Annotated in this window: 19 protein-coding genes; 5 read left to right on the top strand and 14 right to left on the bottom strand. The window is 70.1% G+C overall.

Annotated elements, in window-relative coordinates; translation table 11 throughout:
* Nucleotides 1-159: 159 nt before the first annotated feature.
* From trpA to aroF, 6 genes are read right to left on the bottom strand one after another with little or no spacing between them, the layout of a single operon-like run.
* Entirely contained in the window at nt 160-951 is a 792-nt protein-coding gene (gene trpA / locus BHS09_RS31120) for a tryptophan synthase subunit alpha (RefSeq protein ID WP_140799831.1), read from the bottom strand.
* A complete protein-coding gene (gene trpB / locus BHS09_RS31115) occupies nt 948-2153 on the bottom strand; it encodes a tryptophan synthase subunit beta (protein WP_140799830.1) in 1206 nt (401 codons plus the stop codon). The genes trpA and trpB overlap by 4 nt, the downstream gene beginning before the upstream one ends.
* 5 nt (nt 2154-2158) lie before the next feature.
* The gene (locus tag BHS09_RS31110) at nt 2159-2797 is read right to left on the bottom strand and encodes a phosphoribosylanthranilate isomerase (RefSeq protein WP_140799829.1); all 639 of its coding nucleotides are present in this window, start codon (nt 2795-2797) and stop codon (nt 2159-2161) included.
* Complete coding sequence (locus BHS09_RS31105; protein WP_140795042.1) at nt 2794-3582, bottom strand: indole-3-glycerol phosphate synthase TrpC; 789 nt, start codon at nt 3580-3582, stop codon at nt 2794-2796. The genes BHS09_RS31110 and BHS09_RS31105 overlap by 4 nt, the downstream gene beginning before the upstream one ends.
* Entirely contained in the window at nt 3579-4595 is a 1017-nt protein-coding gene (gene trpD, locus BHS09_RS31100) for an anthranilate phosphoribosyltransferase (protein ID WP_140795041.1), read from the bottom strand. Before trpD ends, BHS09_RS31105 begins: the two co-directional genes overlap by 4 nt.
* 3 nt (nt 4596-4598) lie before the next feature.
* Complete coding sequence (gene aroF / locus BHS09_RS31095) at nt 4599-5624, bottom strand: 3-deoxy-7-phosphoheptulonate synthase (RefSeq protein WP_140795040.1); 1026 nt, start codon at nt 5622-5624, stop codon at nt 4599-4601.
* Nucleotides 5625-5830: 206 nt separating this feature from the next.
* Here aroF and BHS09_RS31090 point away from each other — a divergent pair, with 206 nt between their 5' ends.
* The 4 genes from BHS09_RS31090 (at nt 5831) to BHS09_RS31075 (ending at nt 9259) form a co-directional block, all read left to right on the top strand.
* Entirely contained in the window at nt 5831-7081 is a 1251-nt protein-coding gene (locus tag BHS09_RS31090; RefSeq protein ID WP_174258947.1) for an NAD(P)/FAD-dependent oxidoreductase, read from the top strand.
* Nucleotides 7078-7734: an Isoquinoline 1-oxidoreductase subunit gene (locus BHS09_RS31085; protein ID WP_140795038.1), complete on the top strand. Its 657-nt coding sequence runs from the start codon at nt 7078-7080 to the stop codon at nt 7732-7734. Before BHS09_RS31090 ends, BHS09_RS31085 begins: the two co-directional genes overlap by 4 nt.
* Before the next feature lie 33 nt (nt 7735-7767).
* Nucleotides 7768-8745, top strand: coding sequence for a sigma-70 family RNA polymerase sigma factor (locus BHS09_RS31080; RefSeq protein ID WP_174260603.1), 978 nt, complete (start codon nt 7768-7770; stop codon nt 8743-8745).
* Nucleotides 8746-8839: 94 nt separating this feature from the next.
* A complete protein-coding gene (locus BHS09_RS31075) occupies nt 8840-9259 on the top strand; it encodes a VOC family protein (RefSeq protein WP_140799827.1) in 420 nt (139 codons plus the stop codon).
* Between the two features lie 61 nt (nt 9260-9320).
* On the opposite strand, the gene BHS09_RS31070 is transcribed toward BHS09_RS31075, so the two are convergent.
* From BHS09_RS31070 to BHS09_RS31055, 5 genes are all read right to left on the bottom strand, one after another.
* A complete protein-coding gene (locus BHS09_RS31070; RefSeq protein WP_140799826.1) occupies nt 9321-10199 on the bottom strand; it encodes an alpha/beta hydrolase in 879 nt (292 codons plus the stop codon).
* A 73-nt stretch (nt 10200-10272) separates the two neighbouring features.
* A complete protein-coding gene (locus tag BHS09_RS39990) occupies nt 10273-10395 on the bottom strand; it encodes a hypothetical protein (protein WP_257792123.1) in 123 nt (40 codons plus the stop codon).
* Between the two features lie 37 nt (nt 10396-10432).
* Nucleotides 10433-11845 carry a Na+/H+ antiporter NhaA gene (gene nhaA, locus BHS09_RS31065; protein WP_140799825.1) on the bottom strand — a complete coding sequence of 471 codons (1413 nt, stop codon included), beginning with the start codon at nt 11843-11845 and terminating at the stop codon, nt 10433-10435.
* A 173-nt stretch (nt 11846-12018) separates the two neighbouring features.
* A complete protein-coding gene (locus BHS09_RS31060) occupies nt 12019-14232 on the bottom strand; it encodes a xanthine dehydrogenase family protein molybdopterin-binding subunit (protein ID WP_140795033.1) in 2214 nt (737 codons plus the stop codon).
* The gene (locus BHS09_RS31055) at nt 14229-14696 is read right to left on the bottom strand and encodes a (2Fe-2S)-binding protein (protein ID WP_140799824.1); all 468 of its coding nucleotides are present in this window, start codon (nt 14694-14696) and stop codon (nt 14229-14231) included. Before BHS09_RS31055 ends, BHS09_RS31060 begins: the two co-directional genes overlap by 4 nt.
* 251 nt (nt 14697-14947) lie before the next feature.
* On the opposite strand from BHS09_RS31055, the gene BHS09_RS31050 reads away from it, so the two are divergent.
* Nucleotides 14948-16324, top strand: coding sequence for a HAMP domain-containing sensor histidine kinase (locus BHS09_RS31050; protein ID WP_140795031.1), 1377 nt, complete (start codon nt 14948-14950; stop codon nt 16322-16324).
* Between the two features lie 114 nt (nt 16325-16438).
* Here BHS09_RS31050 and BHS09_RS31045 read toward each other — a convergent pair whose 3' ends face one another.
* From BHS09_RS31045 to BHS09_RS39985, 3 genes are all read right to left on the bottom strand, one after another.
* Nucleotides 16439-17902 carry a hypothetical protein gene (locus tag BHS09_RS31045; RefSeq protein WP_140795030.1) on the bottom strand — a complete coding sequence of 488 codons (1464 nt, stop codon included), beginning with the start codon at nt 17900-17902 and terminating at the stop codon, nt 16439-16441.
* Between the two features lie 186 nt (nt 17903-18088).
* Nucleotides 18089-20053: a molecular chaperone HtpG gene (gene htpG, locus BHS09_RS31040; protein ID WP_140799823.1), complete on the bottom strand. Its 1965-nt coding sequence runs from the start codon at nt 20051-20053 to the stop codon at nt 18089-18091.
* 98 nt (nt 20054-20151) lie between these two features.
* The gene (locus BHS09_RS39985) at nt 20152-20277 is read right to left on the bottom strand and encodes a hypothetical protein (RefSeq protein WP_257792122.1); all 126 of its coding nucleotides are present in this window, start codon (nt 20275-20277) and stop codon (nt 20152-20154) included.
* Between the last annotated feature and the right edge of the window lie 101 nt (nt 20278-20378).

Here is a 20378-nt window from a genome sequence, read left to right as displayed (position 1 = left end):
TCCAAGACGGCCTTCGCCGTTGCTGCATATTGCCTCCGGAGGAATGTCCTCGCGCAAATGCCCGCCTGATGCGGGCACATGCGGAGAGCCGGAGTGCTTATACGGGGTGTGGGATTATCCCTGAGTTTTCAGCTTGAAGAGAGCGTTTGCAGCCGTGCCTCAGCGCCGCAGCCCGCGCTTGATGTCGGCGCAGAGCGCCTTCGCCGCCTCGGGGCCCTCGGTGTGCGCGGCGTGCACCAGTACGCTGCCCACCACGACGCCATCCGCATGGGCAGACAGCATGCGTGCCTGTTCCGCCGTGGAGATGCCAAAGCCTGCCACCACGGGCACGGTCGCGGCCTTGCGCACCAAATCCAATCGCTGTGAAAGGTCCGGCGGCAGCTCCGCGCGCATGCCCGTCACGCCCGACACGGACACGCAATAGACAAAGCCTCGGCCTTCCTTCGCGATGGCCTGCGCCCGCGCCGGGGGCGTGGTGGGGGCGCACAGGGGAATCAAGTCCAGGCCCTCCGCGTCGAACGTGGCGCGCAGGCTCGCGCTCTCCTCGGGCGGCAGGTCGGGGAGGATGGTTCCAGACACGCCGCGCTCGCGCGCGAGCTTCGCATAGCGCGCCTCGCCCATGGCCATGATGAGGTTGACGTACGTCATGATGACCAGCGGCGTCTGGGGACATCGCTTGCGTACCGCCGGCACCACTTCGTCCAGCACGCGCTTGAGCGTGGAGCCGGCCTTGAGCGCCCGCTCCGCCGCGCCCTGGATGACGGGGCCGTCGGCGATGGGGTCGCTGAACGCCACGCCAATCTCCAGCACGTCCGCGCCGCCCTCGACCAGCGCGGCGAACACGTCCACCGAGCGGGGCAGGTCCGGGTCGCCCGCCATGGCATAGGTCACCAGTACGCCTTCGCCCCGCGCCTTCGCCTGGGCGAAAGCCTGTGCAATCTCGCCGCTCACGCCTTCACCCCCACCGGCGGAGGCACGCCCCGCGCGGAAATCGTGGCCACGTCCTTGTCTCCGCGGCCCGAGCAGTTGATGACCAGGTGCTTGCCCGCCCCCAGCTCACGCGCCAGCTCCCGGCCGCGCGCGAAGGCGTGGGACGTCTCCAGCGCGGGGAGGATGCCCTCCAGGCGCGCCACCTCGTAGAAGGCCGCCAGCGCCTCGTCGTCCGTGGCGATGCGGACCTCCATGCGGCCCGTCTTCGCCAGGTGCGCCAGCTCCGGGCCCACGCCGGGATAGTCCAGACCCGCGGAGATGCTGTGCGCCTCCTGAATCTGGCCGTCCTCGTCCTGGAGCACCAGCGAGCGCGAGCCGTGCAGCACGCCCTCCGTCCCCAGCGTCAGCGACGCGCCGTGCTGCTTCGTATCCAGGCCGTGGCCTCCCGCCTCCACGCCCACCAGCCGCACGCTGGCGTCACCGATGAACGGGTGCAGCACGCCAATGGCATTCGAGCCGCCCCCCACGCACGCGATGATGGCGTCCGGCAGGCCGCCAAAGGCAGCCTGGGCCTGTGTCCGCAGCTCGCGGCCGATGACGGCCTGGAAGTCGCGCACCACCGTCGGATACGGATGTGGCCCCGCCGCGCTGCCGATGACGTAGTGCGTGTCCGACACTTGCGACACCCAGGTGCGCATGGCCTCGTTCATCGCGTCCTTCAGCGTGCGCGAGCCGGACTCCACCGGACGTACCACCGCGCCCAGCGCGCGCATGCGGAAGACGTTGAGCGCCTGCCGCTCCACGTCCAGCGCGCCCATGTACACCTCGCAGGGCAGGCCGAAGAGGGCGCACGCGGTGGCGGTGGCGACGCCGTGCTGGCCCGCGCCCGTCTCCGCGATGATGCGCTTCTTGCCCATCCGCCTGGCGAGCAGCACCTGACCTACGGTGTTGTTGATTTTGTGTGCGCCGGTGTGCGCCAGGTCCTCGCGCTTGAGCCACACATTCGCGCCGCCCCAGGCCTCCGTGAGCCTCCGGGCGGGCGTCAGCGTGGTGGGGCGGCCCACGTACTCGCGCAGCACGCGGGCGACCTCCTCGCGGAAGGCCGGGTCCGCGCTCGCCGCGGCATAGGCCTCTTCCAGCTCCTGCAGCGCGGGAACCAGTGTCTCCGGAACGTAGCGTCCGCCGTAGCGCCCGAAGCGGCCGGCGGCAGTCTCCGTCGTCATGTCTGTCACTCCCAGAGGTTGATGGACTTCGCGGCGCGCACGAAGGCGCGCACCGCTTCCACGTCCTTGATGCCAGGGGCGGATTCCACGCCGCTGGCCACATCCACGCCGTACGGCCGCGTCGCGCGTACCGCCTCGGCCACGTTGGAGGGCCGCAGGCCTCCCGCCACCAGCACGGGCAGGCCACTTCCCGCCAGCCCCGCGACGAGCGACCAGTCAAAGCCCACGCCGCCGCCGCCATATCCCGGGGCCGCGCCGTCCAGCAGCAGCCCCGCGACGTCTCCTACGCCCACATACGTCCGAGCCCGGGCCACGTCTTCCGGACCCAGGACACGCAGCGCCTTGATGACGGGCACGCCGTACCCCGAACAGGCCTCCGGGGGCTCGTCCCCATGGAGCTGCACGGCCGTGAGGCCACAAGCGCGCACCGTCTCCCGGATGGTGTCCGGCGCCGCGTTGACGAACACGCCCAGCACCGTGCCCAGGGGCGGCCGCGTACGTGCCAGGGCCGCCGCCGTGGGGAGGTCCAGGTAGCGGGGCGACTTCGGGTAGAAGTTGAGGCCCAGCGCGTCCACGCCTGCTTCCCACGCGGCCACCGCGTCGGACAGGCGCGTGACGCCGCACACCTTCACACGGACACTCATGGCGCCGCGTCCTTCACCCCGAGCAGCCGCCGCAGCGCGTGTCCGGGGTCGGGCTCTCGAAGCAGGGACTCGCCCACCAGGACGGCGTCCGCTCCCGCTTCCTGCGCCGCCATCAGGTCCGCCAGGGACTTGAGGCCACTCTCCGCCACCAGCACCCGGGCCCGGGTGCGCAGCTTCGGCATCACCCGCAGGGCCGTGCCCGTGTCCGTCTTCAGGGTGGCGAGGTCGCGGTTGTTGATGCCCACCAGCTTCGCGCCCGCGGCCAGCGCGCGCTCGGCGTGCGCCTCCGTGTGGGCCTCCACCAGCGCGGCCACGCCCACCGCTTTCGCCGTGGCGACCATCTCCCGCAGCTCGCCATCCTCCAGCGCGTCGGCGATGAGCAGCACCGCGTCCGCGCCCCACATCGCGCTCTCCTCCACCTCGCGCGCCGCCACGAGGAAGTCCTTGCGCAGCACGGGCAGCGACACCGCCGCCCGCACGGCCACGAGGTCCTCCAGGCCGCCGCCGAAGTCCGGCCCATCCGTCAGCACGCTGATGGCGCTGGCGCCCGCGGCCTCATAGGCCCGGGCCACCGCCACCACGTCGGCGTGGGGGAAATCCCCGCCTGAAGGGCTCTTGCGCTTCACTTCCGCGATGACGCTCAGTCGCCGCCCGGAGCGGTGGGTCACCAGCCCCTGGGCGAAGTCGCGGGGCGTGGGCCGGGTGCGAGGCGCCATGGGAGGCCGCGCCGCCAGCTCCTGGCGTTTGCGCGCCATGATGCGGTCCAACGTTCCTGTCGTGCTCATGACAAGGCCCCCTCGATGAGGGCCGACAGCTTGTTCCGGGCCGCGCCCGAGTCGATGGCCTGCTCCGCCTTCCGCACGCCGTCACGCAGGTCCGCCGCCAGTCCCACGACGACGAGCGCCGCCGCCGCGTTGAGCAGCACCGCCGTGCGCAGCCCCGAGCGCTCGCCGTCCAGCAGCGCGCGCAGCCGCTGGGCGTTCTCGTCCGCGTCGCCACCCGCGATGGCCTCGCGAGGCACCACATCCAGCCCCGCGTCCTGGGGCGACACCGTGAAGGTGTGGACCGTGCCGTCCTCGCGCAGCTCCGCGACCTCCGTGGCGCTGCACGGGGAGATTTCATCCAGCCCGTCATGGCCGTGCACCACCCACGCGCGGCGGCTGCCGAGCCGGCCCAGCACGCGCGCCGTCTGCTCCACGCGCTTGCCGTCGAACGTCCCCAGGAGCTGGTAGCGCGCCCCCGCCGGGTTCGTCAGCGGCCCCAGCAGGTTGAACACGCTGTGGAACCCCATGTCCCGCCGCGCCTGCGCCACGTGCCGCAGGGCCCCATGGTGGGACGGCGCGAAGAGGAAGCCCACGCCGTGCTCGTCGATGTCCCGCGCCACGCGCTCATGCGGACGCTCCATGGAGACGCCCAGCGCCGCCAGCACGTCCGCGCTGCCACAGCGGCTGGAGACCGCGCGGTTGCCGTGCTTGGCCACCGTCACTCCGGCCCCGGCGGCCACGAAGGCCACCGCGGTGGAGATGTTGAAGGTGTGCGCGCCGTCGCCGCCGGTGCCGCAGGTGTCGAGCACCACGTCGGCACGCGGGGACAGCTTCGCCGCGCAGGCCCGCATGGCCTCCGCCGCGCCGAGGATTTCATCCTCCGTCTCACCCTTCATCTTCAGCGCTGTCGCCAGCGCGCCAACCTGGGCAGGCGAAGCCTCCCCGGCGAGCATCAGACCCATGACGCGGGTCATCTCCTCGCGGGTGAGGTCGCGCCGGCCCACCACCTTGCCCAGCGCTTCCTTGAGTGTCATGGCCTATCCCAGCCTGACCACTTCGCGGCCCATCGCCTGGGCGATGGCGCGGACCTCGTTCATGGACTTCTCGAACTCGGAGAAGTCCAGCGACTGGGCACCGTCCGACTTCGCGCGCGGCGGGTCGGGGTGCACCTCGACGATGATGCCGTCCGCCCCCACCGCCGTCGCCGCGCGCATCATCGCCGGCACCGCCTTGCGCACGCCGATGCCGTGCGACGGGTCCACGAAGACGGGCAGGTGCGAGAGCGCCTTCAGCATGGGCACCGCGTTGAGGTCCAGCGTGTTGCGCGTCATCGTCTCGAAGGTGCGGATGCCGCGCTCGCAGAGGATGACCTGCGTGTTGCCGCGGGCGACGATGTACTCGGCCGCCATCAGCAGTTCCTTGATGGTGGCGCTCATGCCACGCTTGAGCATCACGGGCTTGCGCAGCTCACCCACGGCCTCCAGCAGGCTGAAGTTCTGCATGTTGCGCGCGCCAATCTGGAGGATGTCCGTGGCGTCGGCGACGGCCTGGAGCGTCGCGGTGTCCTTCACCTCGGTGGTGACGAGCAGGCCCGTCTCCTGGCGCGCCTCGGCCAGCAGCGCCAGGCCGTCACCCTTGAGGCCCTGGAACTCATAGGGGCTGGTGCGCGGCTTGAACGCTCCACCACGCAGCATGGTGGCGCCCGCCTTCTTCACCGCGTGGGCGGTGGAGAGAATCTGCTCGCGCGACTCCACCGAGCACGGGCCGGCGATGACGTGGAAGGCCGAGCCGCCAATCGTCAGGTCGCCGATGCGCAGCTGCGTGTCGTCCGGCTTCACCTCTCGGCTGACGAGCTTGAACGGCTGGGAGATGGCCACGGCGTCAGCGACGCCAGGGAGCACGCGGAAGGGCTCCGGTTCCACCGCGCCCGGGTTTCCGGTGATGCCAACGGCCGTGCGAGTGCCCCCTGGAATCGCGTGCGGTTGCCAACCACGGCGGCGGATCTCGTCGTTCACACGCTCGATGTCCTGGGCCGTCGCGTCGGGTCGCATCACGATCAACATGGGGCTACCTGCTTTCTCTCGCTCCGAGGGGTGTTGTGGGCCGGGAGCATTCCGGCGCCGGGTTGCACAGGTGTGACGGGCAACAGCCGGTGTTTCTGCATCAAGTGTCGGTTGCCCGCAACCGCATCCGAGTCTCCCTTGCGCCTCCCACGCTTATCAAGCGAGCGTGGGCGCTTTTCTTGAGCAGGACGTGTGGAGGAGCGTGCGTGTCGTATCCGGAGGTCATCGTCGTCGGGGCGGGGCTCGCGGGGTTGGCGTGCGCGCGGGCGCTCGTCGCGTCACGGGTGAAGGTGTTGCTGCTAGAGGGAAGTGACGCACCGGGGGGCAGGGTTCGCACGGATGTCCATGAGGGCTTCCTGCTAGACAGGGGCTTCCAGGTGTACCTGTCCGCGTATCCGGAGGGCCGGCGCACGTTGGACCTGGAGGCGCTGTCGTTGCGCAGGTTCGTCCCCGGCGCGAAGGTGTGGCGGGGGGGCAGGTTGCACACGGTCGTGGACCCGCTGCGCCGCCCCGTGGAGGCGCTCGGGCACCTGTTCGCTCCCGTGGGGACGTTCGGGGACAAGCTGCGCATCCTGGAACTGCGGCAGCTGGCGCTCTCCGGTGAAGTGGAGGACGTGTGGCAGCGGCCGTCACGCACGACGCGGCGCTACCTGGACGAACTGGGCTTCACGGAGGCTCTGCGTGAGTCGTTCCTACGCCCCTTCTTCGCCGGCATCTTCCTGGAGCGGGAGCTGACCACGTCCAGCCGCTTCCTGGAGTTCGTCTTCCGCATGTTCTCATCCGGATACGCGGCGGTGCCGGAGTCGGGGATGGGCGCCATTCCGGAGCAACTGTCGGCGCGCCTTCCTCCGGGCCTGTTGCGGATGCGCGCGCCGGTGGCGGACGTGTGGGGACACCGCGTTCGCCTGGCGGACGGAGAGCTGATTGCCGCCAAGGCGGTGGTGGTGGCCACGGACCCGGCGAGCGCGGTGGGGCTGCTGCCGGGCATGGTGCCACCGGTGATGAACCGGGTGACGTGCCTCTACTTCGCCGCGCCGGAGCCGCCCGTGGAAGGGCCGTGGCTGTTGCTCAATGGCGAGGGCCGGGGCCGGGTGAACAACGTGGCGGTGATGAGCGAGGTGTCACCGGCGTATGCGCCTCGGGGACAGGCGCTCGTGTCCGTGTCCGTTGTCGGCGCCACGCCGGACCTGGACACGCTGCAAGCCGAGGTGCTCGCGGAGTTGACGGACTGGTTTGGTCCGGCTGTGTCCGCATGGCGGCACCTGCGCACCTATGCGATTCCGCTCGCGCTGCCCGCGCAGCCTCCGGAGGTGTTGGAGCCGCCTCGCCGGCCGGTGCGGCTGTCACCGGGACTGTTCGTGTGTGGAGACCACCGGGACAATGCCTCCATCGACGGCGCGCTGGTGTCGGGCCGCCGCGCCGCAGAGGCCGTCCTGAGAGAGTTGGAGCGCGAATGAGACACCGGGGGCTCTCCATCATCGTGTTGGGCGCCGTCATCTCGGGGGTGGGCTGCAAGTCCACCAAGAGCGCACCGGATGCCGCGGGAACGCAGGCGGCGCAGGATGTGGGGCTGTCACTCCAGCCCGTGTCCGCGTTCGCCGCCATCACGGATGAGAAGCAGCGCTCCGCCGCGCTCTTCGTCGAGGCGGGGCGTGTGATAACGCACCCTCGCTGCGTCAACTGCCACCCGGCCGATGGCGTACCCCGGCAGGGCATGGACCGGCGTCGGCACGTGCCCGCCGTGACGGGCGGGCCCACGGGACATGGCACTCCCGGACTGCCTTGCTCCTCGTGCCACCAGGCGCGGAACACGCCATTGGTGGGCACGACGCTGCGGAGCGTGCCTGGCAATCCGAAGTGGGCACTGGCGCCAGCGGAGATGGCGTGGGTGGGCGTCCCCCTGGGGAAGATTTGCGAGCAGCTCAAGGACCCCGCGCGAAACGGCGGAAAGTCCCTGGACGCGCTGCATCACCACATGGCCGAGGACGTCCTGGTGGGGTGGGGTTGGGACCCAGGTCCTGGCCTGGAGCCCGTGCCAGGCACTCAGCGTGCATTTGGTGAGCTCATCCGCGCTTGGATTGACACGGGGGCTGCCTGTCCGAGCCCCTGACATGACCTGATGGGCCTGATAGACAGCTCATTGATGAAGGACCTTCCGGATTCTGGGAAGCAGGCATTCGCCTTTGAGGAGCACCGCTCGGCGCTCATCGGCCATTGCTATCGCATGCTGGGTTCTGTCTCGGAGGCGGACGACGCCGTCCAGGAGACGATGGTGCGCGCCTGGCGCGCGATGGACCGGTTCGAGGGCCGTGCGTCTCCACGGACCTGGCTGTACTCCATCGCCACTCGCGTGTGCCTGGACGCCTTGTCGGCGAGCGGGCGCCGGGCGCGGCCGATGGAGCTGGGGCCCGCATACTCCATCGACGGGCCGCTGACGCCGCTGCCGGCGAACAGCTGGATTGAGCCCATCCCGGACGCGCTGGCGGTGCCGTCGGACGTGGACCCCTCCGAGCAGGTGTCGCTGCGTCAGAGCATTCGGCTCGCGTTCCTCGCGGCGCTCCAACACCTGCCCCCCAAGCAGCGCGCGGTGCTGCTGCTGGCCGAGGTCTTGGGCTGGCCGGCCACGGAGATCGCCGAGACGCTGGAGACGTCGGTGGCCTCGGTCAACAGCGCGCTCCAGCGTGCCCGGGCGACTGTGTCGGACCTGGGACTGGAGGACTCCGAGTTCCGGGTGCCTCAGTCCGACGCGCAGGCGGCGTTGCTGAATCGTTACGTGGATGCGTTCGAGCGCTACGACATGGACGCCTTCACCGCGATTCTCCACGAGGAGGTCACCTTGTCCATGCCCCCCTACACGCTGTGGCTCCAGGGGCACGAGCCCATTCGCGGCTGGTTCCTCGGGCGGGGGGCGGTCTGCAAGGACTCCCGGCTGGTGCGGACCGAGGCCTGTGGCTCACCCGCCTATGGCCAGTACCACGCGAGCAGCGACGGCGGGCCCTTCAAGCCGTGGTCGCTCATCGTCCTGGAGCTGTCCGGTGGACGCATCGCGGCGATGACCCACTTCCTCGATACAGAGGCGTTGTTCCCGCGGTTCGGCCTCCCCAAGGAGCTCCCTCGGTAGGCGGGGCGCGGAGAATCTCTCTGAAAAAGGACCGATGATTTCGGTCCGCCTCTGGAGTCAAAGCCTTCGTAACCCACCCGCCCTGGAGGCGAACATGAAGGTCAGCCGTCCCCGTAAGCTCTTCCTCAACCTGCCCGTGGCCGACCTGAAGCGGTCGGTGGACTTCTTCACGAAGCTGGGCTTCGAGTTCAACAAGGACTTCACCGACGAGCACGCCACCTGCATGGTGGTGGGCGAGGACGCGTTCGTGATGCTCCTCACGCACACCCGCTTCAAGGACTTCATCAAGAAGCCACTGCACGACGCGCACCAGACCACCGCGGGCACCTATGCGCTGTCCGCGACCAGCCGCGAGGATGTCGATGAGCTGGTGAAGACCGCGCTGGCGAACGGCGGTTCGCCCGCTGCGGACGCCATGGACATGGGCTTCATGTACGGCGGGAGCTTCTACGACCCGGACGGTCACCACTGGGAGGTGGCCTGGATGGACCCGAACCAGATGCCTCCGCAGTAGTCGCCGGATGTGGCGTGCCGCGTGGATGCCCAGGGCTTCCGCGCGGCGCGCGGGCGCTTCGTCAGGGCGCGCTTTCGGCGGCCACCACGGGAGGCAGCCACTTGCGCAGCACGCTGGGCGAGCTCTTCCGGTAGATGTTGTCATGACGCAAGTCGGGCCGGGGTTCGACTTCCCACTTCAGGCCCGCGGGCGCGCTGGTTCGGAGGACGTCCTGGAGCCTCGCCACGGCGGGGACGATATCGTCCGTTTCATTGGCGGAGGACACATAAAGTCCCGCGCGCAGGTCCGGCCGTGCCGCGAACCATTCACCCGCGCCCTTCACCAACGACTCCGCGTTCCACCACAGGCTGGGGCTCAGCGCGAGGTAGGTGTCGAACAGGTCCGGCTGGAGGAAGAACGTCTCCACGATGAAGTAGCCCGCGAGCGACTCGCCGATGATGGCCCGCTCCTGCGTCACCCGGTAGCGGCGCTCCACCTCCGGCAGCAGCTCTTCGTGGATGAAGGCTCGGAACGTCGCCGAGCCTCCCGTGACGGGGGCGACCTCCAGGTCCGACGCCACCGTGGTCGGGCCCGTCATGTCCCGCCGCCGCACGGTGTTTTCGATTCCCACGATGATGAGGGGCCGCAGCTCACCCGCGCGGATGGCCGTGTCGACGGTGGTGGCCAGGTGCGGGAAGTCCTCCTTCAGGCCACCGTCGGGCATGTAGAGCACCGGGAAGCGGCCCTCCGCCGACGTCGTGTAGCCCGGCGGAAGATAGATGGTGATGTGGCGGGGCTCCTTCAGCTTCACGGACTCGATGGTGAACGTCTGGTGGGGAGGCACGGGCTCAGTCACCGCGGGCCGGGTGCTCGCACACGCGCCCCCCAGTACGAGCAACAACAGCCCCACGCACTTCATCGATGTCCGCATCACTTGCTCCCGCAGTGTTCGACGAGCCATCGAGGCTCGTGACCGGGATAGTGCCCGAGCCCTGGATGCGTCGCCAGGAGGCGTCCACGTGCGCGAGCTCGGGTCAGCGCACCTCGATGTGGTGCGCGCCGTGAGGCATCGGCAGGCGTCCGAGGTTCCCCAGCGCGGGCGCGGTCTTCGCGTCGTCGATGGGAGACGCGTTGAACAGCGGGTCGTCTGGCAGCACCCGCGACAGGGCCCGGCTGCTGTCGAGCTGGGCGGTGTTACAGCGCCGTCGAACGCTCCGCCTCGTCCGCGGACCTCGCGGCGCCGGGCCGCGCCGAAGCGGTGAGCAGCCACCGTCCCAGGACGAGCGAGAGGACAGCGGCGGCCCCGCTCGCGGCCAGCACCCCCAGCTTCCCGGCGGCGAGCAGCTTCGTCTCCGTGAAGGCCAGCTGCGCGATGAACAGGGCCATGGTGAAGCCGATGCCCGCGGTGCTTCCCAGCACCAGCAGCTCCCGCATGCCCAGGCCCTTCGGCAACGTCGCGAGCCGCAGGCGCAGTGCCAGCCAGCAGGCCCCAATCACGCCCAGGGGCTTGCCCACCAGGAGCCCGGTGGCCGTCGCGAGGGCCACGGTCCACGACGCGGCATCGAGCGGCTCACTGGAAATCGACACCCCCGCGTTCGCGAGCGCGAACACCGGCATGATGCCGAACGCCACCCACGGATGCAGCGTGGCAATCAGGCTCTCCGAAGGGGACATGGCCTCACGGCGCGCGGCATCGACCCGGCGCAAGGTCTCCGAGAGGTGATGGGAGGACAGCTCGCCCGGCTGCGCCTGGGCGATGTGTTCGAGTTCGGTCCGGGCGCCGGTGACGAAGCCTTCCGGACCGAGCCAGGTGCGCACCGGCGTGATGAGCCCGATGATGACGCCCGCGATCGTCGGATGAATCCCCGCGGAGTAGACGCCCGCCCAGGCGACGAACGCTGGAACGACGTAGGCCCACTTCGAGCGCACGCCAAACCGCTGCATCGCGAAGACACCCACGATTCCCAGCGCCGCGACGAGCAGCCCGGTGACGGCCACGCCCGATGAGTAGAACACCGCGATGACGATGATGGCGCCCAGGTCGTCGATGACCGCGAGCGCCAGCAGGAGCACGCGCAGGGCCGGCGGGACTCGGCTCCCGAGGAGCGTGAGAATGCCCACCGCGAACGCGATGTCCGTTGCCATGGGAACGCCCCATCCCGACCGCGTGGCCGGAGCGTCCGCCAGGAGGAGGTAGATGCCCGCTGGCGCGAGCATGCCCCCCAGCGCCGCCGCGGCGGGGAGCGCGGCACGCCGCCACTCGGACAGTTCGCCCTGGTGGACCTCGCGACGAATCTCCATTCCCACGACGAAGAAGAAGATGGCCATCAGGCCGTCGTTGACGACCCATTCGAGGCTGCGCTCGAAGGTGAAGTCACCGACGCGGAGCCCGAGCGGCGTGTGCCAGAAGCTCGCGTAGCTCTCCGCCCAGGGAGAGTTCGCCCATAGGAGCGCAAGCGCCGCCGCCACGAGGAGCAGGATGCCGCTGGCTGCCTCGATGTGGAGGAAGCGCTCTAGCGGCCACCTCGCGAGCTTGGAGAGGCGAAGCAGTGGGGCCCAGGCCTCGGGCGGAAGGGGAGGCTGCCCCGGTGGCGTGGTCGTCGACATACGCTGTTCCCGCCGGCTGCGTTGCCGGCTGGGATGGCGGCCCGACCATCCGAGTTCCTGCGGCGTTCATCGCCGCACCCTTCCACTTCGAGCGCAGATTCACATGGCGCGCGGCCTCCGTCGAGTGTTGTCGACGTGAGCGCGGGCCATGGGCTTGCCCCCTCGGTGCCGCCTCAGCGTGTCTGGAGCGCCGCCGCCAGCCGCTCCGGCGTCAGCGGCAGCTCCCTCAGCCGGGCCCCCGTGGCGTCGAAGATGGCATTGGCCAGCGCAGCCGAAGTGGGGCCCTGGGATGCTTCACCCACACCCAGGAGGGGCTCTCCAGGACGCTCGATGAGCGCGACCTCGATGGGCGGGACTTCCGAGAAGGTGAGGATGGGGTACGTGCGCCAGTCTCGCGAGGTGACGCGCTGGGCGTCGTAGCGGACCGCCTCCTTCAGGCTCCAGCTCAGCGACTGGATGAGCCCGCCCTCGAGCTGGTTGGCGAGCCCATCCGGATTGACGACCTCGCCCGCATCGGCGGCCAGGACCGCGCGCAGCAGCTGGATGGCGTGGGTCCGAGGGTCGACGCGCACTTCGATGCAGACGGCGCAGTAGCTCGCGAGGTTCTTGTAGCGCGCGAAGCCGATGCCGCGCCCATGGCCCTGGGGCCTGGGGGCGGTGGTCCAGCCGAAGCGCTCCGCTGCTTTCTGGATGACCGCCTTCGCGCGCGCGTCGTGGAGCTGCCGGAGCCGGAAGGCCACCGGGTCCACCTTCGCGGCGTGGGCCAGCTCATCCATGAAGGACTCGATGGCGAAGATGTTGCCGTAGGCCCCCAGGCCTCGAAGCGAGGAGACGCGCAAGGGCATTCGCGTGACGAGATGGGTCGTCACCTTCCGGCCCGGGAAGCCGTAGAGCGGAATGGCGTTCCGGTCCGCGGCGTAGTTCGGCGGTCCGCCATTCCGGGGCATGGGCATGGAGAAGGGCGACGCGAGCGAACGCCCCGCCAGCAGATTTCCCGGGTGGCCTCCAGGCCGGGTGCTGTGCGGCGTGGACCACAGCGCATAGTCCCAGTCCAGCACGTTGCCTTCCGCGTCCACGCCCGCGCGCACCTTCATCACCATCGCGGAGCCATAGGGCTCGCAGGCGTGCTCGTCCTCGCGGGACCACTGCACGCGCACCGCGTGGCCGGGGAGGGCGCGCGCGAGCAGCGCGGCATCGGCGGCGACGTCGTCCGCGCCGTTGTGGCCGTAGCAGCCGGAGCCGGGCAGGTGCTTGCCGTGGACCCGGTCCACCGGGACGCGGAGCATCCTCGCGATGGCCGCGCTGGTGTCGAAGACGCTCTGGCTGTGGGTGTGCACCGTGAGGCGCTCGCCGTCCCACTCCGCCACCGCGCAGGACGGGCCAATGGCACCGTGCATCTGGTACGGCCGCAGGTAACGCGCCTCGATGGTGTGCGTGGGCGCGACGTCGGTGGGCCGCACCGTGTCCTCGATGACGCTGTCCTGGCTGGGTTGCTCCAGCAGCCAGGTGTACGGGTCCGGGGGCAGGGTGGCCTGTTCGCGCCAGCGGGCGCTGCTCGCGAGCGCCGCCGCGGCCTGGATGGCCTGCCACTCCTTCGTGGCGAGGACGCCCAGGAAGTCGCCGTCACGCACCACCTTCCGCACGCCGGGCATCTGCTCCACCGGCGCGGCGTCCACCTCCGTGAGCGAGGCGCCTTGGGACGGCGCGCGGATGACGCGGCCGTGCACCAGGTTGGCGGGCCGGTAATCGTGCACGAAGCTCGCCTCGCCGGAAATCTTGCCCGGCAGGTCCACGCGCGGAACCGAGCGACCCGCATGATGGCGCTCGATGGGAGGCTTGGGCTTCACCGTGCCCGTCGCCTTCCTGTTCAGTGCCTTCCCGCCGACGAGGCTCCAGTACGAGATGGAGGCACCCTTCCCGCCGCCAGCCCGGATGGTGCCGTCCCGGACGCGCAGATGCTCCACCGGGATGCCCAGTTGCTTGCTGGCCATGGCCAGGAGGATGGCGCGAACCTCGGCGGACGCGTAGCGCACCGCGGTGCCGCCCTGGGAGACGGAGTTGCTGCCGGCGGTGGTGCCTTCGTACGGCGACAGCTCGGTGTCGCCGGAGATGAAGGTCAGCCGCGAGATGCTGACGTCCAGTTCGTCCGCGCAGAGCTGCCCGAGCGCCGTCAGGATGCCCTGGCCCAGCTCCACCTTCCCCGTCTTCAGCGTGACGACGCCGTCCGCGCCGATGCGCAGCCACGCGTCGAGGTCGCGGGTGCGCCGCAGGCTCCCGGGAAGCCCGGCCTCTTCCAGTGCCGCGCCCAATGCGCGTGGGCCCGTGAGGGCGAAGGCCAGCACCAGCGAGCCTTGGAGCACCTCGCGGCGGCTCAGGCGGAGGCTCATCGCGCCAGTTCCTCCGCGGCGCGCTGAATGGCTCGGACGATGCGGTTGTGTGAACCGCACCGGCACAGGTTGGCATCCAGCGCCGCGCGAATCTCCGCCTCGGTGGGCCGGGGCTTCTCCTTCAGCAGGGCCGCCGCCGTCACCACCATGCCGGGGATGCAGTAGGCGCACTGGCCGGCCTGCTCGGCCACGAAGGCGTTGTGGAGCGGGTGCGGTGTCCCATCCGGCGCGCGCAAGCCCTCCACGGTGGTGAGGTTCCGGCCGCTCAGCGTGGCCGCCGGCACGACGCAGGCGCGCAGCGGTGAGCCATTGCTCAGCACCGTACATGAGCCGCACTGGCCCACGCCGCAGCCATACCGGGCTCCGTGAAGTCCCAGTTCATCGCGCAGGATGTAGAGGAGGGGCGTGTCCTCGGGCGCGTCGACGGCGTGCTCCCGGCCGTTGACGTTCAAGGTGAAGCTCATGGCGCCGGCTCCTCCCGGAAGACGGTGGACTCCACAGCGTATCGCACGCATGTCCCGGCCCGGAGGAGATGTGGCCTGGCGCGGCGATATCCCGCCACCGGGTTGCCATGCCGTGAAGCAGTGCACATCCCGGTGAGGGCGGGTACAGCACGGGTAATGGCTGCTGGTGGATGCCGTTCGCGGGAGGGCGGGTTGGGATGTCCGTTCGCGCCACGTATCGGGTAGGGTGGGGCTTTCCCCAGGAGGGCGTGATGCGGTTGCGGACCTTCCTCACCCTTGGAGCGGTACTCCTTGCGGTTCTGGGGCTGGGGTCCGCGGGTGGGCTCTTCTGGATGACCACCCTGCTGCAGCGGCAGACCACCAGCCTCATCGACGCCGCGGAACGGGTGCGCGCGGCGGCCGAGCTGGAAATCACCTTGCTGCTGCTCCAGTACGCTCACGAAGTGGAAGGTATCGGGCCCACGGACATCGGGCCGCGCGTCGGGGTGGACGCGCTGGTGCGCGAGGTGCCGGAGCGGCTGGCCCATGTCGAGATGTACACGGAGACGGAGGCGGAGCGCGGGCTGGTGGCGGCTTCCCGCGCGAGCGTCGAGGCCTATCTCAATGCGCCGGAGCCGGACCGGCGGCGCCGGTTGGCGCAGGCAGTGGATGCGACGCGGGCGGTGATGGACTCCAGCATCGCGCGGGCGCGCACGGCTCGCGACGAGGCGACCGCCGTGCGGAGAACGGGGCGGCTCCTTGGCACGTTGCTCGCGGTGTCGGTGCTGACGGGCGTGGTGCTGTTCCTCACCATCGCGCAGACGAGCATCTACCGGCCGCTGGTGGCCATCCGCCGCGCGTTGAGTGCGTTCAAGTCAGGCCGGCGTGAATCCCGGGTGGCGCGCGCGGGGCCGCCAGAGCTCCAGGAGATTGGCGCGGAGTTCAACGACATGGCGGAGACCGTCACCAGTCAGGACGCGCGGCAACTCCAGTTCCTCGCGGGCGTGGCGCACGACCTGCGCACGCCGCTCAACGCACTGAAGCTGTCGGCGCAGATGCTGCTACGGGCCAAGACGGCGCCTCCGCCGGAGAAGGTGCGGGATTCGCTGGTGCGCATCTCCAACCAGGTGGACCGGTTGGAGCGCATGGTGGGCGACCTGCTGGACCGGACGCGCATCGAGGCGGGGAACCTGGAGCTGCGGCTGGAGGAGTGTGACTTGCGCGGGTTGGTGGAGGAGGTGGTTGAGCTCCACCGGCCGTCCAGCGAGCAGCACCGGCTGGAGTACTCCGTGCCGGACTCGCCCGTGCCCTGGCGGTGTGATTCGACGCGGCTGTCGCAGGTGCTCACCAACCTGGTGAGCAACGCCATCAAGTACTCGCCCGAGGGTGGGGTGGTGTCGCTGCGGCTGGAGTCCTCGGAGCGCGACGTGTCGGTGTCCGTGACGGATGAAGGCGTGGGGATTCCGCCCGGCGACCTGGGCACCCTCTTCGAGCCGTTCACGCGCAGCCGGACCGCGGCGAAGGACATCCCCGGCGTGGGCCTGGGGCTCTCCGTGTCCCGCCGGATTGCCCGGGCGCACGGGGGGGACATCGAGGTGGAGAGCGTCGTCGGCACGGGCTCTACGTTCCGGCTCCGCCTGCCGCGCTAAGGGGCGTTCAGGGCGCGGGTGTGCATCTGCTCGTTGCCCACGCCCGGGACGATGCTCCGGGCGTGTGACACCGTGTCTGGAGGCCGGAAGCCATGCTTCCGGCCTCGCGGGACGTCAGTGAGTCGGTGAGGCGACGTGGCCGCGGCCCGGCGGCGGCGGCCGCGCACCGGGCGGCGGCGCGGGCACCACGTGCGCCATGCCACCGTAGGGGCCCGGCTGACGGCCGTCACTCACGGTGCTCAGCCGCATCGAGAGGATGGCGGCGCTCTCCAGCGACACGTCGCGGCGTTCCACCAATTCGTTCACGGGCACGTCCACCGAGCCCAGCAGCTCGCTGCCGTGCGGCCCGTCCATGTACACCTGGAAGCCGACCCGCCGGCCGTCGAAGGCATTGGCGACGGCGACGAACTCGGCGTCGTAGTCCGTGTAGATGCCGTTACGCCCCTGCGTCGTCAGGTGCATGCCATCCGGGTGGTGGACCTCGATGCGCAGCCGCGGGCGGTTCTCGTGCGGGATGCTCATGGCCAGGTCCTTCACCAGGTCCGTCATGCCGCGCTGCCGGACCATCTGGGTCACCCGGTTGGCCAGCCGCATGAAGATGTCGTTCGACGCGCCCACCCACGCCCTTCCATCCGGCCGGCCTGGCGTCACCAGCACCGAGTGCAGGACGAAGCGGTAGGGCCGCAGCTGCACCCGCTCCAACTGGTGGGTGGCGAAGCCGTCGTCCTGACCCGTGCGCAGCGCCACATGGTAGGCATCCGCCGCCCCGTTCCAGTCGCGGCCCGCGATCCGCTGGTCGGCGAGGGCCATGTGGCGCACGTACTCCTCCAGCGGCGCGGCCCGGCCACCCTGCCGCAGGCTCAGCGCGGCGCCGTAGCTCTGCTGCGCGCGCCCCCAGTCATGCTGCGCCCGCGCGGCGTCACCCTCGCGCGACAGCCGCTCGACCTCCTCGGTGATGAAGTGCTCATACTCCGCGGCGATGTTCTGCGCCCACGCCGAGGCGGAGGCGTCCAGCCGCAGCACCAGCTGCGCCAGCTCGTGGGCCGCGATGAAGTGGCCCTCGAGCAGGTACCGGTCTGCCTGGGCACGCCCCTGGGTGGTGATGATGCGCCGCACGTCCTCCGCGTGCGTCTTGACCTCGGGCACCGGGGACAGCTGCAGCGCCCGGTCCATCAGCGAGGCGGCCTCCGCGTACTGCCCCCGCTGCGCCTGCTCGACGGCCGTGTCCAACTGCGTCATCGCCACCTGCTGCGCCGCGTGCGCGCGGAACGAGGCGATCTCCGCGTTGCCCGGCTCCACGGACAGGGCGAAGTCGGACTCGGCGAGCGCACAGCCCCAGTCATTCACCTGCGCGCACGTCTGCGCCCGTTGCCGCGCATCCTGGAGCGCCTTGCTGCGGGCCGTGTCGAACTTGAGTTTGATTTCGGGGCTGTCCGGCTCGCTGGCCAGCGCCTGCCGGTAGGACGCATACGCGGCCTTCCAATCCCCCACGGCCGCGGCGCGGTCTCCCGTCTTTTCGTGCGCTGCGCACGCACTGAGGACCACGGCTGCGAACAACCCCAGAACCACTCGCTTCATGTCGTCGGACTCCCCTCGATATTCCGAGGGACGATAGCCGACGCGCCCCGGGGAAGCCGATACCCCCGTCCCGGGTCGGCAATGCCCCTTGTCCAGGGCCTCGCTGAAGCAGCCAGGCGCACCATGCGCTCGCTCGGGCTGCGGGCGCCCCCTCTCGAAGCGAGAGGGGGCGTGGGTGACGGCGTCTCAGCTCGCCGTCGACGAGACGGGGGCCTGCGCTGGAGCGGGCGCCGCCGCCAGGGCCGCCACCTGCGTCAACAGCCCCGTCATGCGGCGAGCGAAGCGGTTGGGGTCGGCGATGGTGCTGCCCTCGGTGAGCAGCGCCTGGTCGTGGAGCAGCTCAATCCACTCCGCCACCTGGGCCGCGGCCGGGTCTCGGTCATGCACGGCCTTCAGGTGCTCGATGACGGGGTGCTTCGGATTCACTTCCAGGATGCGCTTCACGCGCGGCATGCCCGCGCCCCGGCCGCGCTGCTGGAGCAGGCGCTCCAGGTAGGCCGGCGAGCCGCCCTCCGGCACGACGAGGCACACGGGCGAGTCCGTCAGGCGGTCCGACACGCGCACCTCGCGCACCGACTCCTGGAGCACGTCCTTCATCTTCGTGGTGAGCGTCTTCAGGCCTTCGGCGTGCTGCTCCTGCTCCTTCTTCTGCTCGTCCGTGGACTGGAGCTTCAGGTCCGCCTGGAGCGCGGACACCAGCGGCTTGCCCTGGAACTCGCGCAGGCCCTGCGCGGCCCACTCGTCCACCGGGGCCGTCATGTAGAGGACCTCGAAGCCGCGCTGCTTCAGCGCCTCCAGGTGGGGGCTGTCCGCCACCGCCTTCCGGGACTCGCCGTAGACGTAATAGATGGCCTCCTGGCCTTCCTTCATGCGGCCCACGTAGTCGGTGAGGGACGTCAGGCCTTCCTCGCGCGAGCTCTCGTAGCGCAGCAGGCCGCCCAGCTTGTCCTTCTGCTCGGCCTCCGTGGCCAGGCCTTCCTTCAGCACCGTGCCGAAGGCCTTCCAGAAGGTGAGGTAGTCGTCCGGCTTGTCCTTGGCCAGCTTCTCCAGCAGGTCCACCGACTTCTTCACCACGTGCTTGCGGATGGCGCGCACCACTTGCGAGTCCTGGAGCAGCTCGCGCGACACGTTCAGCGGCAGGTCATCCGAATCGATGACGCCGCGCACGAAGCGCAGCCACTGAGGCACCAGCTCCTCGCAGCGGTCCATGATGAACACGCGCTTGACGAACAGCCGCACCCCGCGCTGCTGCTGCGCGTCCAAATCGAACGGAGGCTGCTTGGGCACGAAGAGCAGGCCGGTGAACTGGGTGTTGCCGTCCGCCTTGAAGTGCGTCCACGCCAGCGGCGCTTCCCAGTCGTGCGTCAGGTGCTTGTAGAACTCCTGGTACTGCTCGTCCGTGATTTCGGACTTGGAGCGCTGCCACAGGGCGCTGGCCTTGTTGACCACCTCCAACGACGTCTCCGTCTTCGCCTCGTCGCCCGTCCCCGTCGTCTTGCTCACCTGGAGCTTGATGGGGTGGCCCACGTAGTCGGAGTACTGCGTGATGAGCGACCGCAGCCGCCACTCTCCCAGGAACTCCTTCTGGTCCTCCTTCAGGTGCAGGGTGATGGAGGTGCCGCGCGCGGCGCGCTCGGCGGGCTCCACCGTGAAGGAGCCCTTGGCTTCCGACGTCCACCGCCAGGCGGACTGGCCCTGGCCGGCGGCGCGGCTGACCACCTCCACGCGGTCCGCGACCAGATAGGCGCTGTAGAAGCCCACGCCGAACTGGCCGATGAGCTGCATGTCCTTCTGCTGGCCCTTCTGCGCCAGCGCCTCGATGAACTCGCGCGAGCCGGAGTGGGCGATGGTGCCCAGGTTCTTCACCAGCTCGTCATGCGACATGCCGATGCCGGTGTCCTCGATGGTGAGGGTGCCCTTCGCCTCGTCCGGGATGAGGCGAAGCTCCAGGGCCGGCTCGTCCGCCAGCAGCTCCGGCTCCGTAATCGCGCGGAATCGGAGCTTGTCGAGCGCGTCGGACGCGTTGGACACCAGCTCGCGGAGAAAAATCTCCTTGTGGCTGTAGAGCGAATTGATGACCAGGCTGAGGAGCTGATTGATTTCCGCCTGGAAGGCGTGGGTCTCCCGCTGGGGGGCGTTTTCGACGGTCATGGTGACAGGGGCCTCCGGGGCGCCCGGTGGGGCGCCAGCGTCGCTTTCCCTTAACCATGGAAAACCGCTTGTCGAGTCCGGACCGTCCGCCCGCCCGCTCAGGGGCGGGTGGGCTGGTGGTCCACGCCGAAGTGGGTGTCCCAGTACGTCTGGCCGGCGACCTCGTCGCGCACGGGGCGCGGGACGCGGGTGTCATCGAGGGCCTCGAAGGAGGGCGGGAGCACGGCTGCTGCCGGCGCGCATGGTGGCATGGGCTCCCCCGACTTCCGAGTGTGCGCGAATGAGGGGGGAAATGTGGGACGTTGGGTTTTCAGATGTGAGGACC

The sequence above is a fragment of the Myxococcus xanthus genome (assembly GCF_006402735.1).
GTDB classification, from domain to species: domain Bacteria; phylum Myxococcota; class Myxococcia; order Myxococcales; family Myxococcaceae; genus Myxococcus; species Myxococcus xanthus_A.
The sequence above is the reverse complement of the archived record's forward strand: the minus strand, read 5'-3'. Positions and strand labels throughout refer to the sequence as shown.